Here is a 13,816-nt window from a genome sequence, read left to right as displayed (position 1 = left end):
TTACCCTCGATAATTCAGGTTTCAGCCATGCATTATCAATGCAGATGCAACTTGAAGTATGGCGGGCATGAAAGTAATGTTGACCCACTTTAGCCGTTGTTTTAACGAATCCGAATCTCACATTATCAGGGGTGTAAAAATGGAAACTACCAAGCCTTCTTTCCAGGACGTGCTGGAATTTGTTCGTCTGTTCCGTCGTAAAAACAAACTGCAACGTGAAATCCAGGACGTTGAGAAAAAGATCCGTGACAACCAGAAACGCGTCCTGCTGCTGGACAACCTGAGCGACTACATCAAGCCGGGGATGAGCGTTGATGCTATCCAGGGTATCATCGCCAGCATGAAAAGCGACTATGAAGATCGTGTAGATGATTACATCATCAAGAATGCAGAGATCTCTAAAGAGCGTCGTGATATCTCTAAAAAGCTGAAAGCCATGGGTGAAGTGAAAAACGGCGAAGCGAAAGCAGAGTAATGTTTTATGGCAGTAGGGGGCGCTGCTAAGCGGCGACCCCTACTGTAGTTTTACCCCGCCTGTTACCATCCGCAATAAATGCTGCTCAGGCCAGTGAGTTGTCAGTTTTTTCTGTGCCAGCATCCATTTGATGTAATCAACATCATGACGTTTTCTGTCCAGCATCAAACCCACCACGCTGCCGCTGTGCGCAACATTCACCCCGTATAAATCGCACTCTTCTACCAGCGCCAATAGCGAATCGAAATCCGGTTTTGGCAACAACATTTGGCTGGCGATTGCGCTAAGCGTGGCGGCCTCCCCCATCCGATAGGGATTTTGGCTAATACAGGCTTCCTGTACTTTTTCCCATGCGCGTTTAAGCGCGGGAGCACCGGCCTGTAACCCGGGCTGGCGCGGAATGCGGTGATAATCTGCGGTACGTAATGTTTCCGGGCTTTCCAGAACCAACAGGTCAAGCTGGGGCTGCGCTTCACAGGGAATTTGCGTAGAGGCGTCGTTATGATCGAAAAGGGTTAACTGGTGGAAAACGGTGCTGTCGGTAGGTTCAAGAGAAACGCAAAGCTGTGCCAGTGTAGGTTCATCAAGCTGATGACCCAGAAAATGAGCGGTGGCAAGCGCGGTGGCGGCAATATCTGCGGTGCTACTGGCCATTCCTTTCGCAATGGGAATCGTTGACTGGATATCTATACGAATATCCTGACTGATATGCGCCGGGTAGTGCCAGTGCTGCAATAACCGGTCAACCATCGCTCGCGAGAGTGGGCGTTCATCCACTTGTGGTGAACCCGAACTGACCTCAACGGTGCTATACCATTCAACCGGGCAGGAGACCAGCTTCTCACTGCCCAGAATCCAGCCCTGGATAAGTTCCCCGCACGATGCAGGACATTGCGCAATAGCCACGTCTTCACCTTTGTGATCAGCAATCCTCGGCGCATAGTGTCATGGCGATCGCGCTATTACCATGATTTGCCGCAATTTGCGGTGCGGCAGAATTAAGCAGGAATGCCCAATGTCACAGTTTCTGATATCGCTATACGCATAACATCCTGCGCGATCATCAACTCTTCATTGGTATTTATAACGGCCACTTTGACCAGCGCAGTTTCAGTTTGAATGAAGGTTGCGTTGCGCTGATTTTTTTCATCATCAACAGCCAGACCTAAGAAATTCAGATTGTGGCAAATCGCAGCGCGTGCTCGGGCTGAGTTTTCACCAATTCCACCCGTAAATACCAAAGCATCCAGACCGCCCATCTGCATAATATAACTGCCTATTGTGGCACGAATTCGCTCTGCAAACAGCGTAAGTGCGAGTGCAGCCTGTGAGTCGCCTTCGTCTGCGGCGCGTTCAACGTCACGATAGTCTGATGAGATACCGGAAACCCCAAGTAATCCCGATTCATTGTTGAGGAGCTGGTTAAGTTGCTGCGGTGTTTTGCCTTCGCGCAGGGCAATCCACGGTAAAATTGACGGGTCAATATCTCCGCTGCGCGTACCCATCATCACGCCAGACTGTGGCGTAAAGCCCATTGAGGTATTCACCGATTTTCCGCCCTTGATAGCACAGATGCTGCTGCCATTACCAAGATGACAACATACGACGCGCAGTGCGCTGAGCGGGACGCCCAGCTTTTCAGCCAACGCGGTACTGACGTATTTGTGGCTGGTACCATGAAAACCGTAACGCCGAATTCCCAGCTCTGAGTAATAGCGCCAGGGTAGAGGATAAATAAAAGAAGGCTCAGCCAGCGTCTGATGAAAAGCAGTGTCAAAAACTGCGACGGCAGGTGCTTCGGGTAATAACTGACGAAAAACTGCGATCCCCAGCGCATTAACCGGGTTATGTAGCGGTGCCAGTTCTGCAAGACGCTCGATTTCGGCCAGTGTTTCATCATTGACGAGGGCTGAGTCTTTAAAGGACTCACCACCATGTGCGACGCGATGACCGACGCCATCGATCTCTTCCAGACTTTTGATGATGTTCAGGCTAAGCAGTTTTTCCAGTAACAGAGTTACTGCTTCACGGTGATCGGCAACGGGTAACGTCTGCCGCCATTTCTGTACGGGTGTTTTAAGCGTGACCTGCGCGTCAGACATCCCGATACGTTCAATCAGCCCCTGGCAGATCATTTCACCCTGCGGCATCGCCAGTAACTGAAACTTAAGCGAGGAGCTCCCCGCGTTAATGGCCATTATTTTGTGAGACATGACGGTTCCTTTGCATTCAGAAAAATGAACATCTCATCGACCCCGGTATTCTCCAGCGCGCTGGTGACAAACACGTTCTGCGCCCCAGCCTGCACCAACCAGCTTTCTATGAGTGAAATCTTCTGAGGGTTAGCTAAATCGGCTTTGGTGACGAGGCCGATAACAGGTCTGTTCATTGGACCCGTAAAACCTGGAGAAAAAGGTGACCATGGGGCGTCGGCATTCAGTACCAGAGCGATAATGTCGGCTTCACAAGCGCTGGCCAGTAACGCACTGTACAGGCAGCGGTTCTCAAGATATTCACCCGGCGTGTCTATTGTCGTTGGCGACCAGACAATCGCCTGAGTTTTCTGGTAATGAAGTGCTTCTCCACGCAAACATTGTGTGAGCGATGTTTTACCGCACTGGCTGGGGCCAATTAGCATGATGCGTTTCATGTGGTTACGTCCGGGTAATAGGGCATGCAGTAAAACGCATCATTTCGCCAAGCGTTCTGGTTACCTGTTTCAGCGCGTACTCAACGGCGGAAACATCGCCCGTCAGTACTACTGCACCGGTAAAACGATCGAGAAAACCAATCTCTACCGCCCCGGACTTTGTGGCGATATCACAGGCGATAATTGAGGCTTCACTGGGCGTAATGGTTAAAATACCAATGGCCGAGACTGAATCCTGCAACCCCAGTTTTTTGAATAAATCCTTACCTGGATTAGCAATAAGGTGCGCCAGCGTGACCTGCTTGCCGGGTACGTATTCCTGGATCATGCGATCCGTCGGCGGTTGTCTGTCCATTATCCTTCCACCATTTGTCGCCACATGCTTTCATGTGGGCGAGGGATGACCGAGCGATAAACCAGCAGACCTTTTTCACCCGCGCTTTCGCTGGCAACCGTCACGGCGTTATTCACATCAGACACGTCGCCTGCGACAACCATGTAGCACTTGCCGCCTATACCAAATGCCATATGGACGCGTACCAGCGTGACGTTGGAGGCTTTAACCGCACAGTCGGCGGCGCAGATGCAGGCCGCAACGCTCCATGTTTCAACAATGCCTACGGCCTGGCGCTGATCCACGCTGTTTAATCCACTAATCGCAGGAAGTACGCTGGCGTGAATGTTAGGCAGTACCAGACTGTCAACGAGCATATCGCCAGCAAGAGAGGTGCCGGTGGCGATCGCCTGCTGAACTGCACCTACGTCACCGCCGAGCATGAGCAGAAATTTTCCCGGGCAGATGGTTTTGCTTACCAGCAAATTCACATTCGCGCTTTTTAACATGGCATCACCAGCTTCCATTCCTTTGGCAATGCTGGTGAGTTCTAAAATCCCTATAGCCTGAGACATGATTAACCTCTTATTACCGTGATGGATTGTTCAGTAATTTCGCTGACAATACCGTCAATACTGGCGTGGACAGGTGCGCCTAATGCTCCGGACGGCACATCGGCGACGCATTGACCGCGAACAACGCGTTCGCCTTGCTGTACGCATGGAATGGCGCTGGCACCAATATGCTGGCGTAGCAACAGCGTCGTTTTATCTGTGGGATAATCAGTCTCAGCCAGTGGCGCGTCGTGATACCAGTCGTTAAGACCCAGTTTGGTGATAAGGCGCTTAACCGGGATCAGCCGGTACTTGGCCATTTCATCCTCAGGATTTAGCGGCCCTTCATATCGATGGTTGAGCGCCCGCAGCTCGCGTTTAAGCATGCGGTTGATGCGCATCGGTGAAATCCCTACCGGACAAGCCACACTTTCACAGACATTGCATTCTGAACAGGTCAGGGCCGTGAGCAGCAACTGCGGCGTGGCTGCCTGCTGATAATTAACCGCGCGAACCAGCAGGTGCGGTGATAACTCGTGGCCAATCAAGTGCCTTGGGCATAAGTCCGTACACAAACGGCACTGTTCGCAAACGGTTTTCGCGACGGAAAGCACAGTACGTTCATCCTGCATCCGCCGCTGAATCAACGCATGAGACTTAGGCAAAACCAGCAGGCCTCCGGTGGTCTTGCTCACAGGGGTATCCAGAGAGGTAATCAGGCCGCCCATCATCGGACCACCGTTAATAAAGCCGGGGTCATCAACGGTTGCGCCTCCGGCCAGTGCCAAAACGTCGCGTAAAGACATGCCGACAGGGACGGTGAGGGTGATTGGTCTGGCGACCGCACCGTTGACGGTCAGAGTACGACGGGTAACGGGGTACTGTTGTTCTACCGCTCTGGCGATGTTGAGCACGGTCTGGACGTTATTGACCACCACGCCGACGCTGACTGGCAGCGCAGCAGGTGGAACTCTCCGGCCTGTTGCCATCCAGATGGTCAGCACCTCATCACCAGCCGGATAAACATCGGGTAAAATATGTAAGCGGATGCCGGCAGGCAGAAGAGGCGTTAACGCATTGATAGCCTTCTGGTATTTCTCTTTGAGCGCAATAATACCGTCACTGGCGCCGGTAGCCGTCATAGCGTATTGAACGCCGCGGATAAGTCGCTCAGCCTGGACGGCCATCAATTGCTGGTCAACTTTCAGCATCGGCTCGCATTCTGCGGCGTTCACCAGAAACGTATCAACCTGCGCCTGGAGTTTAACGTGTGCAGGAAATCCCGCACCACCGGCCCCAACCACGCCTGCTGCACGCACGCGATCGCGTATCATTTGTGCGTCATAAAGAACATGTTCTGCCGTCATGGCTGTCTTCATAATAATTCCTCAAGCAGTTCCTGAATGGCACTGGCATCGGCTACGCGGGGATTGGTTTGCAACGTGACATCAGCCAGCGCGGCCTGAACCATCGACGGTATACGTTGCGACCAGGTATGCTTCTCGTCTTTCAGTGCATCAATAAATGCAGGCAATGCGCACTGTTTTTTGAGTAGTTCGATATGATGAATCAGCGCATTCAGAGCCGTCGTATCGTTCGCGTTATCCGGGCATAAGTGGCAGGCTTTAGCGAAACGGGCATAGCGCTTTGCGGCCCGGGGATCGCGGGCATTAAAATGAATGACATGGGTCAGCAGCAGCGCATTGGCGAGTCCGTGGGGCAGATGAAACTGGCCGCCCAACTGATGGGCAATCGCATGATTGATACCCAGTCCAGCCTGACTAAATGCCATTCCGGCGAGCGTTGACGCGTTGTGCATTTTTCCTCTGGTTGCCAGGCAGTCGCCTTTACTGACGGCGACAGGCAGGTACTGGAAGACGATTTGTGCCGCTTTCTCAGCCAGTGCGTCGGTAAAGTCGCTGGCCTTCGTAGACACGTAAGCTTCCAGCGCGTGCGTTAACACATCCATGCCGGTATTCGCAGTGATGGCTGGCGGTACGCTGACGACCAGCGTCGGATCGAGGATGGCCATGTCCGGGTAAAGTGCATTATTGAATAATGGATACTTAATGCCTTTGTCCGGATCGCTAATCACGCAGGCGCTGGTCACCTCCGATCCCGTACCGCTGGTGGTAGGGATCGCGACACAGGTTTCAATTTCGATACCGAACTGTCGGCTAAACCAGACGATGGCTTTTGCGGCGTCAAGTGCGGAGCCACCGCCGAAACCAATCACCACATCCGGTTGCAGGGATTGCATTTGTGCAATCCCTTGAACTACCGTACCAATGGTTGGATCGGGTGTGATATCACTGAAAATGCTGATGCGATTATCCGCGGGCAGCGTATTTCGCAGCTTTTCAATCAAGGGAGAACGCGCGAGAAAACTATCGCAGATAACCCAGATGTGCTTATTTTTGAAGCGCTTGAGCACATCCAGACTTCCCTGGCCGCTGTACAATCGAGTTTGCAGTGAAAAGCTTTTCATAACGGCCCCATTAGCGAATAGAAAAACCGTTGGTGAGCACACAACGACGAGAGCGTGCGAAAGTTCGCGCTGACGTTGTGCCTTCACCGGTTGGAGTAGCGATAGTAAAGGTGGTAAAGCCTTCACCGCCGACACCAATACCGGCGTAAGAGGGGCCATTTTTCACAAAGATTGAGGTCTGAAGGGTGCGGGCGGCAAGATTCAGACGTGACACGTTTTGTGAATGCATGATGGCAGTGTGATGCAGTCCCTCTTCAACTTTCAGTGCCAACGCCAGTGCACTGTCAAAATCCTTTACGCTCACGATGGGCAGCATTGGCATCAACTGTTCGCTGGTGACCCATGGATCGTCAGCATTGACGATGCCAATCAACAGGCGAGGTGTTTTTGCCGGAACCGGTATGTCCGCAGCTTCAAGCAGGGCTGCTGGACTCTTTCCAACCAGTTTTTTATTGGCTATGCCTTCAGGCAGACAGGCGGCGCGCAGTTTGTTGATGTCTTCGTTGTGCAGAAGTAACGCGCCAAAAGACTGCATTTGTTGGACCAGTCGTTCAGCAACAGCATCGACAACAATCAGGCTTTTCTCAGCAATACAGGGCAGGTTGTAATCAAAGGATGCGCCGTTGATGATATCTTCCGCCGCCTTAACCAGGTCGGCAGTTTCATCAACAATACAGGGCGGATTTCCTGCACCTGCGCCAATGACTTTTTTCCCGCTTTTCATACCCATAGCAACAATGCCAGGGCCGCCGGTAATCGCCAGAACTGCGATTTTAGGGTGTGCCATCATCTGCTGGGTAGCCTCAAAAGTGGGTTCTGTGACCGTGACGACAAGATTCCGGATCCCGCAGCAGCGGAAGGCTATATCTTCAATCATGGCAATCAGTTTCAGTGATACTGCTTTTGCGCCAGGGTGCGGGCTAAAATAAACGCTGTTTCCCGCGGCCAACATACTGATGCTGTTATTGATGATGGTTTCCGTCGGGTTGGTACTTGGCGCAACGGAGCCAATCACACCAAATGGAGAGTACTCAAACAACACCATGCCACCGTCACCGGTTAGCGCCGTGGTAGTGAGGTCTTCGATTCCCGGGGTGTTGTCCAGCGCGGCTTTGTTTTTGAGGAATTTATCCTCTTTGTTGCCCATTCCGGTTTCGGCAGCGCTCTCGGCGGCCAGTGAAGCCAGGTGAGGCGTCAGTTCTTCTCGCAGGGCATTGATGATGGCGCTGCGGGTTTTCAATGGACACTGCTGATAACGCAGAAAAGCCTGATACGCGGCATCAATTGCTTCGTTAACGGAAGGAAAAATTCCATTACCCTTAACTTCTGCTTTTACCGGGGCGAGTTGTTCACTCAAAATGTTACGAATAAGCGTTTCAAGTTCTGAAGTATTCATTGATGTGTTCTCACGTTAATCGCCGCAATGGCCGTTTCTGCAATGTCCATATCCTGCTCAACGCTTCCCCCGCTGATGCCAAGACCCCCAAGGAGTAAACCCTCTCGCCATAATGCGTACCCGCCACCGAAGGTGACGACTTTTCCCTGCATATGGCTTTCCAGACCGTAAAGCGCGGCCCCTGGTTGCACCGCTGATGTCAGCTCGTGCGTGGCGGTTTTCATCGCCACGGCGGTCCAGGCTTTTTTCGGTGCCAGTTCGCTACTGACGAGCAATGCGTCAGGCATGCGCCAGGTCACCGTTTGAGTTCCGTTCGCATCAACAATGCAAATGACGACCGGAACCTGAATTTCTTCTGCTCTCGCCACCGCCGCGCGAGTCAGTTGGTGGAGCTCCTGAAAAGACAGTGACATAGTCGGCTCCTGGGTGGCTGATGTGCGGATGGCTGCGAGATAGCGCTCCGTCACTTTCTGAATAATGTGGCTTTGATGGGCGTCATGATCTTCTGCTCGTGCAAGCGCATATAAGCAGTCGGACAGGCGATTGATGTAACGCATCAATACATGTCTGACGGAGATCTCTGTGGAGAGTTCGACCAGTCGCCGCTCTGCGCGGCGAGCCAGTGTGCGGGCGAAGTGTAGTCGGCTGGCGGCTTCGCTGCGGCCTGGTAAAATAAAGCTGCGTAGGGGCGGTACTCTCCCCATCGCGGTATCGATGGCGGCTTCCAGTGCAGCAATTTCTTCTGAGCTGATGTAGCGCTGTTCTGGCGTTGGCTGTTCGCTTTCGCTTGCCAGTTCGGCGCTGAACCAAAAAAGCTGCAGCTGAATATTTTCAAGCAACTGGCGGTGCTGCGGGTTTTTCGCCGCGCAAACGCACAGGCTAAGCGCTGCATTAAGCTCATCCAGCGTACCATAAGCCTCGACGCGCGGATGCGTTTTACTCACGCGTTGTCCGGTAAAGAGAGCTGTTGTACCGGCATCGCCCGTTCGGGTATAAATCGCCATAGTTCCTCCTAACGAGAAAGCGTGTCGACAATGCCGACGATAGCCAGGTCGATGGCCTCATTCGGGCCGGAAAAAACGTGTCTGGCGCTGGATCCACTGCTGAGTAACACCAGTTCGCCCGTTCCTGCACCGACTGAGTCAACCGCGACTTCATCTCCGGTAGCGGGGGAGGCGGGGAGCTCTCCGTCAGCACTCACCCGACGTACCAGCAAGAGTTTTTTTCCCACCAGTGATGGGGATTTTTGCGTGGAAACCACAACGCCTGTAACCCGGGCCAAATGCATAGCTCACTCCTGCTTAATTAATTGGACATTTCGCGTACCGACAGCTTCCTGAGCCAGAGCCGTCACGACACATCGACGGCGTAGTACCAGTACACCACCCTTCAATTGGGCGACGTCGGCGTAGCTGAGAAGCGTTTCAGGATGCAGCACGATGATTCGTCCCAACTCGTCACTGAACTCCAGCGGCAGACGCGCGAGCTTTTTCACGGGGAGTGCCGGTAGCAGCCGATGCTGTAGAGAGATTTTTACGCGAAGCCCGCATGCCAGCGCCTCGTGGATTGTTACCACTGCGACACTGGACGGACTGCAATCTGCAATTTTTTCCAGTAAAGGCAGGTCTGCCTGAAGGAGGTGCAGTGACGAGTACTGACAACATAATGTCCGGGAATCGATTTCCCGTAACTGTGCGACGCTCAGCGTGATGGTACTTTCCGCGCGTTTTTTTAATCGGGAAACAACCTCCTCGATAATGCGTTGCAGCAGTTCGTTGTTCATCGTGAGGTCACCAGTGTGGCAAATGCCTGCGGATTATCAGCGCCTGCTGCATTGGCTTCGTCTGTATCGATATGCATCTCAAGGCGCATATCCGGCGAAACACGTACGGCGACGTTATCGAAAATCAGTCGGCGTTCATCGCCATTGATTGCCACGGAGACTTTATCTCCATGAGAGACACGCAGTATCAGCGCATCCAGCGGCGACATATGGATATGTCGCTGGGCAACAATAACCCCGGAGGGTAACTCCAGTTCAGCAAAGGGGCTGATAAGACGAATGCCAGGCGTACCCTGAATATTGCCGGACATGCGCAGCGGCGCAGCGATACCTAATGTGCGGGCGTCGGTACGAGATATCTCCACCTGGCTAGTACTACGCAGTGGACCAAGCAGACGCACATTCTTTAACTGACCTTTCGGTCCGACCAGCGTGACGGTCTGATCTGCGGCATATTGTCCGGGCTGCAACAGACCCTTTTTCTCGCTAATCGGCTGATTAGGAAACAGGCGAGTGTAGTCCTCGGCGCAAAGGTGGATGTGGCGATTCGAAATCCCGAGAGGGATAGGGCGTTCACGCATTTCATCCAGTATTTTACTGACCGTTGTTTCCAGTTGCTGTTTATCCATTACGCTTCACCTCGTTTACCAGAGTGCAGACAAAGAGTGCGCGGCTCGCCCTTTTGACGGGGACAAGCAGGGTCAAGACACAGATTGCAGCTAATCAACTCTGCCTGTTGCGCGGCTTCAGGTAATGCAATTTCTGTAGCCATCTCTTCTTGCTCTTGCGATAGATAAGGTATCGGTTCTGGTGCTGGCTCTGGCTGCACGGGCACACTGTGGGAAAGAATGCCTTCTCCGGGCCTGGAAATGACCCTGTGCGCGACCAGTCCATTTCGCAATTCTGCTAAATTAGCACCGGTGGATATAGCCGCCTGAACGGAGGCCACATCCCCGATTATCTTGATCACCGTCCAGCCTGAGCCGTTGGTTTTTTCGAGGCCCACCAGCGTGATGGAGGCGGCTTTCGCCATGACGTCCGCGCAACTGATGGCTAATGCCAGACCACTAACTTCAAGTAATCCCAGTGATTGCTTCACGCTGTGCTCCTTGTTTGCAACGACTTATGCAGATTTAGGTAAAATGGCTTCAACGTCGCTATGCGGACGCGGGATAACGTGGCAGGATTTCACCTCGCCAACGGCGCTTGCTGCTGCGCTTCCTGCATCTACCGCTGCTTTTACGGCGCCGACATCCCCGCGGACCATCACGGTGATCAGGCCTGAACCAATTTTTTCGTAACCAACCAACTGCACGTTTGCGGATTTCACCATGGCATCAGCGGCTTCAATAGCGCCGACAAGCCCTTTTGTTTCAACCAGTCCCAGTGCGTTATTCATACTGCTTTTCTCCTGTGGATTATGAGTGGCATTCGCGGAACGGAATGCCTTTAACCAGCCGCGCAGCGTTATTGCCAATGCTGCGGCGATCATGGCTATTTTGTTGATACGTCAGCGTAAAAAGTGGCGCTGATGTAGGTAAGTTTTTGTAGTGCACGACCAGTTTTTCATGACTGCAGCCAATGCCAACCAGCAATGGTGATTGGCAGGCAGCCAGCCATGCATTGTGGATAACGTCAGTTGAATGGCTCTCCTGAATCACAAAGGGGATCCCTTCTTCCTCAATACCCAGCAGCACGTCATTCCAGACTTCAGCGCAGCCGGTAGTAGTGAAGATAACAATGGCTGGCGTGGTGAGATTACTTTCCATGAGCGAATGCCTTGTACCAGGAGAGAATCAACCCTGTGGCAACCGCATTGCGCGGACCTTCGGTGCCACGAATGTTGCCGCGCCCGGCAACGAGGCGATAATGAGCCAGTGCATCGGTGACCAGTTGCGGAACTTCGAAGTCCAGCGAGGAACCGCCAACCAGCACGACAAAAGGAATGTCCCGAATATTCCCGGTCGGACTTACCTGACGTAGCGCTCTGAGCGCGTTGGTGACGAAAACGCGCTCCTTGGCGCTGCGGCGAATGGCGCGAACTTTCTCCAGCGCCAGTTCGCCCGGCAGTGGCACCAGTTCATCGGGTTTCACCACGCACACGCGGGCAAACACCGTTGGCGGGAGCGGGGTGGGGAAGAACTGGACGCTGCCGTCTTCGTGGCGAAGATGGAACAAGCTTTCAACTTTCGCCAGCGGGTATTTTTTAATTTCTTCAGCGAGATAACGATCATCCAGCCCCAGTTCTCGGGCAATGATCATTGTGACCATATCGCCGGCCCCTGCCAGATGCGTGGCAATAATTTCGCCTTTCGGGTTGATGATAGAGGCGTCAGTAGATCCGGCCCCAAGATCCAGAATAGCCAGTGGACGTGTAGTACCCGGTGTGGTTAAGGCACCCAGAATAGCGGCTTCGGCTTCAGCACCACCAACCTGCACATCAATGTTGAGTTTTTGCGTTATTTCCTGGGCAATCATCGCCATTTGCAGGCGATCTGATTTCACCATAGAAGCAATACCAACGGCCTGTTCCAACGAAAACTCGCCGGCAAGTCCCCCGGTCACGCTGACTGGGACTGAAGTATCAACTGCCAACAGATCCTGAATAAAGATTTCATGACTGGGTTTGTTGGTTAATTCAGCCATTGTCTGGCGTACGTGCTCCAGCATGCCACCAATATTGGTTCCCGCCTCTCCGGTGACGTTATCCAGTTTCGGGCATTCGCCAACCGCTTTCATAATCGCGTCGGCACCTGCCGCGACGTCGACGCGTACTGTTCGTCCTTGCGATTGCAGTTCCAGGTTTCCGGCAGGTATTGCACGAGCTTTCACATCACCTGACGGCGTTTTCACCACTACCGCAGAGCGGTTGCCAATCAGTGCGCGGGCCATGGGGACAATGTTCTTGGTCTCCTCTGCGCTAAGGCTAAAGACAGTCGCGATTCCGTACGGGTTGGAAAGGGTTTCGATAACCTTGCCTGGAACAGCGACCTCAATAGCGGCCAGCATACCCAACGGGATGCGGTCGATATGAAGCACTTCATCGACGATGGGCAGGGGATGAGTCAGACGATTGCTGACCAACACGCCATCGTCCTGCTGCAAAATAACGCCAGTTAACTGGTACCCGGCGCGGACGGAGGCATTTATCATCGTGGCGACATCGGCGAAATCAAATGCAGATGACACTACCAGAATATAGGGCGTATCCGCCGGACGACTAAGCAGGTCTTCCGGCGTAATCGTGATGCCGACGCCTAACCCGACGCCGCCTGGCGTTTTAGGGTTATGACCGATCATAGTGGACTCAGTGATGATGGTTTCGGTGATCGTTTCCATCGCCACGTCGCCAATGACCGGAGTAGCTTCGTTAATACGGATGAGCGCAATATCGCTGACATTGATTCCGGCGTTTTTAGCCGCCAGCGTAAGCGCCTCCTGAATGCCAAACACATTACGCAATGTGCCCTTAATCCCGGTGGTTTCCGCCAGCGCACTGCTGGTGATGCTCAGTGCGCCAGACTCATCCAGGGTAGCCAGAGCGACTTCCGTGGATGAGTTGCCTATGTCAATGCCAGCTATATATCGCATGATCCTGTCCCTGAGTTAGTCGTCGCCTTTGAGTTTTTTACGCTCAACGTACAGCGCTGCCGCTTCACGAACGAAAGCTGCGCAGATCTTTGCCTGATAACGATTTTCGAGATCGTCGGCGATGGCCATCAGCTCGTCTTTCGTTGAGCGGTACGGGCGCAGTGCGTTGTAGATCTCAAGAATACGGTCGTCAGGTACGGCGGTTAGCTCAGCGGCGCGCTCGAAGTTCATCGCCAGCCTGTCACGTCCGGCATCCTTGGCGATTTCCGCCTGGAGGCGCAGCGTTTCAGGGGTGATGCGCATGTCTTGCGCCGTCACTTTATTGCTCAGAACATTTTCGAGCGTGAAGTCATCCAGGGTTTTGTTGGTTGCGGTTTTTACCCACTCAGGATGTTTATTCGCGAGAGGGTAGTCCGAGACTTTCGCGGTATGAGCTGATGAACTCGCCGTGGTCGGAGTTGCGGACTCTCCCTGCAGGCTGTTCATCCGGCTCAGCACATCCCGAACCATCGATTCAATTGCGTCGGTATTCATGGAGTTATCCT

Annotated in this window: 18 protein-coding genes; 1 reads left to right on the top strand and 17 read right to left on the bottom strand. The window is 53.1% G+C overall.

What is annotated here, in order from left to right; genetic code table 11:
- Positions 1-139 precede the first annotated feature (139 nt).
- Positions 140-475, top strand: coding sequence for a DUF496 family protein (locus HV041_RS11405; protein ID WP_005128046.1), 336 nt, complete (start codon positions 140-142; stop codon positions 473-475).
- Positions 476-514: 39 nt separating this feature from the next.
- Here HV041_RS11405 and HV041_RS11400 read toward each other — a convergent pair whose 3' ends face one another.
- The 17 genes from HV041_RS11400 to pduE all read right to left on the bottom strand — a co-directional run bounded on the left by HV041_RS11400 (position 515) and on the right by pduE (position 13,805).
- A complete protein-coding gene (locus HV041_RS11400; RefSeq protein WP_101741447.1) occupies positions 515-1,381 on the bottom strand; it encodes an L-threonine kinase in 867 nt (288 codons plus the stop codon).
- A 92-nt stretch (positions 1,382-1,473) separates the two neighbouring features.
- Positions 1,474-2,688 carry an acetate/propionate family kinase gene (locus HV041_RS11395; RefSeq protein WP_061067704.1) on the bottom strand — a complete coding sequence of 405 codons (1,215 nt, stop codon included), beginning with the start codon at positions 2,686-2,688 and terminating at the stop codon, positions 1,474-1,476.
- Positions 2,673-3,125, bottom strand: a complete 453-nt coding sequence (pduV, locus tag HV041_RS11390; RefSeq protein WP_061067705.1) for a propanediol utilization protein PduV — start codon at positions 3,123-3,125, stop codon at positions 2,673-2,675. The genes HV041_RS11395 and pduV overlap by 16 nt, the downstream gene beginning before the upstream one ends.
- Before the next feature lie 4 nt (positions 3,126-3,129).
- A complete protein-coding gene (gene pduU, locus HV041_RS11385; RefSeq protein WP_048212006.1) occupies positions 3,130-3,480 on the bottom strand; it encodes a propanediol utilization microcompartment protein PduU in 351 nt (116 codons plus the stop codon).
- Positions 3,480-4,034 carry a propanediol utilization microcompartment protein PduT gene (gene pduT, locus HV041_RS11380; protein WP_121584487.1) on the bottom strand — a complete coding sequence of 185 codons (555 nt, stop codon included), beginning with the start codon at positions 4,032-4,034 and terminating at the stop codon, positions 3,480-3,482. Before pduT ends, pduU begins: the two co-directional genes overlap by 1 nt.
- A gap of 2 nt (positions 4,035-4,036) precedes the next feature.
- Positions 4,037-5,392 carry a cobalamin reductase PduS gene (gene pduS, locus HV041_RS11375; RefSeq protein ID WP_121584488.1) on the bottom strand — a complete coding sequence of 452 codons (1,356 nt, stop codon included), beginning with the start codon at positions 5,390-5,392 and terminating at the stop codon, positions 4,037-4,039.
- A complete protein-coding gene (locus HV041_RS11370) occupies positions 5,389-6,501 on the bottom strand; it encodes a 1-propanol dehydrogenase PduQ (RefSeq protein ID WP_048212003.1) in 1,113 nt (370 codons plus the stop codon). The genes pduS and HV041_RS11370 overlap by 4 nt, the downstream gene beginning before the upstream one ends.
- A 10-nt stretch (positions 6,502-6,511) precedes the next feature.
- Entirely contained in the window at positions 6,512-7,897 is a 1,386-nt protein-coding gene (gene pduP, locus HV041_RS11365) for a CoA-acylating propionaldehyde dehydrogenase PduP (protein ID WP_121584489.1), read from the bottom strand.
- A complete protein-coding gene (gene pduO / locus HV041_RS11360) occupies positions 7,894-8,901 on the bottom strand; it encodes a two-domain cob(I)yrinic acid a,c-diamide adenosyltransferase PduO (protein WP_048212001.1) in 1,008 nt (335 codons plus the stop codon). Before pduO ends, pduP begins: the two co-directional genes overlap by 4 nt.
- Before the next feature lie 8 nt (positions 8,902-8,909).
- A complete protein-coding gene (locus HV041_RS11355) occupies positions 8,910-9,185 on the bottom strand; it encodes a EutN/CcmL family microcompartment protein (protein ID WP_048212000.1) in 276 nt (91 codons plus the stop codon).
- A 3-nt stretch (positions 9,186-9,188) separates the two neighbouring features.
- Complete coding sequence (pduM, locus tag HV041_RS11350) at positions 9,189-9,680, bottom strand: microcompartment protein PduM (protein ID WP_048211999.1); 492 nt, start codon at positions 9,678-9,680, stop codon at positions 9,189-9,191.
- Positions 9,677-10,309: a phosphate propanoyltransferase gene (locus HV041_RS11345; protein ID WP_048211998.1), complete on the bottom strand. Its 633-nt coding sequence runs from the start codon at positions 10,307-10,309 to the stop codon at positions 9,677-9,679. Before HV041_RS11345 ends, pduM begins: the two co-directional genes overlap by 4 nt.
- On the bottom strand, positions 10,309-10,779 hold the full coding sequence (locus HV041_RS11340; RefSeq protein WP_048211997.1) for a BMC domain-containing protein: 471 nt from the start codon (positions 10,777-10,779) through the stop codon (positions 10,309-10,311). The genes HV041_RS11345 and HV041_RS11340 overlap by 1 nt, the downstream gene beginning before the upstream one ends.
- A gap of 24 nt (positions 10,780-10,803) precedes the next feature.
- Positions 10,804-11,079 carry a propanediol utilization microcompartment protein PduJ gene (gene pduJ / locus HV041_RS11335; protein WP_001057752.1) on the bottom strand — a complete coding sequence of 92 codons (276 nt, stop codon included), beginning with the start codon at positions 11,077-11,079 and terminating at the stop codon, positions 10,804-10,806.
- A gap of 19 nt (positions 11,080-11,098) precedes the next feature.
- Entirely contained in the window at positions 11,099-11,449 is a 351-nt protein-coding gene (locus HV041_RS11330) for a glycerol dehydratase reactivase beta/small subunit family protein (protein ID WP_048211996.1), read from the bottom strand.
- A complete protein-coding gene (locus HV041_RS11325; protein ID WP_048211995.1) occupies positions 11,439-13,271 on the bottom strand; it encodes a diol dehydratase reactivase subunit alpha in 1,833 nt (610 codons plus the stop codon). The genes HV041_RS11330 and HV041_RS11325 overlap by 11 nt, the downstream gene beginning before the upstream one ends.
- A 15-nt stretch (positions 13,272-13,286) precedes the next feature.
- The gene (pduE, locus tag HV041_RS11320) at positions 13,287-13,805 is read right to left on the bottom strand and encodes a propanediol dehydratase small subunit PduE (protein WP_048211994.1); all 519 of its coding nucleotides are present in this window, start codon (positions 13,803-13,805) and stop codon (positions 13,287-13,289) included.
- Between the last annotated feature and the right edge of the window lie 11 nt (positions 13,806-13,816).

Origin of the sequence: Citrobacter sp. RHBSTW-00029 (genome assembly GCF_014104295.1) — a bacterium.
GTDB classification, from domain to species: Bacteria; Pseudomonadota; Gammaproteobacteria; order Enterobacterales; family Enterobacteriaceae; genus Citrobacter; species Citrobacter youngae.
This window is presented reverse-complemented; position numbering and strand designations above follow the sequence as displayed.

Coding starts and splice junctions, on each gene's coding strand:
- pduM (WP_048211999.1), bottom strand. CDS start 9,680: ATGAACAACGAACTGCTGCAACGCATTATCGAGGAGGTTGTTTCCCGA.
- pduO (WP_048212001.1), bottom strand. CDS start 8,901: ATGGCGATTTATACCCGAACGGGCGATGCCGGTACAACAGCTCTCTTT.
- pduP (WP_121584489.1), bottom strand. CDS start 7,897: ATGAATACTTCAGAACTTGAAACGCTTATTCGTAACATTTTGAGTGAA.
- HV041_RS11330 (WP_048211996.1), bottom strand. CDS start 11,449: ATGGAAAGTAATCTCACCACGCCAGCCATTGTTATCTTCACTACTACC.
- pduS (WP_121584488.1), bottom strand. CDS start 5,392: ATGAAGACAGCCATGACGGCAGAACATGTTCTTTATGACGCACAAATG.
- HV041_RS11370 (WP_048212003.1), bottom strand. CDS start 6,501: ATGAAAAGCTTTTCACTGCAAACTCGATTGTACAGCGGCCAGGGAAGT.
- HV041_RS11405 (WP_005128046.1), top strand. CDS start 140: ATGGAAACTACCAAGCCTTCTTTCCAGGACGTGCTGGAATTTGTTCGT.
- pduT (WP_121584487.1), bottom strand. CDS start 4,034: ATGTCTCAGGCTATAGGGATTTTAGAACTCACCAGCATTGCCAAAGGA.
- pduU (WP_048212006.1), bottom strand. CDS start 3,480: ATGGACAGACAACCGCCGACGGATCGCATGATCCAGGAATACGTACCC.
- pduJ (WP_001057752.1), bottom strand. CDS start 11,079: ATGAATAACGCACTGGGACTGGTTGAAACAAAAGGGCTTGTCGGCGCT.
- pduV (WP_061067705.1), bottom strand. CDS start 3,125: ATGAAACGCATCATGCTAATTGGCCCCAGCCAGTGCGGTAAAACATCG.
- HV041_RS11355 (WP_048212000.1), bottom strand. CDS start 9,185: ATGCATTTGGCCCGGGTTACAGGCGTTGTGGTTTCCACGCAAAAATCC.
- HV041_RS11395 (WP_061067704.1), bottom strand. CDS start 2,688: ATGTCTCACAAAATAATGGCCATTAACGCGGGGAGCTCCTCGCTTAAG.
- HV041_RS11345 (WP_048211998.1), bottom strand. CDS start 10,309: ATGGATAAACAGCAACTGGAAACAACGGTCAGTAAAATACTGGATGAA.
- pduE (WP_048211994.1), bottom strand. CDS start 13,805: ATGAATACCGACGCAATTGAATCGATGGTTCGGGATGTGCTGAGCCGG.
- HV041_RS11325 (WP_048211995.1), bottom strand. CDS start 13,271: ATGCGATATATAGCTGGCATTGACATAGGCAACTCATCCACGGAAGTC.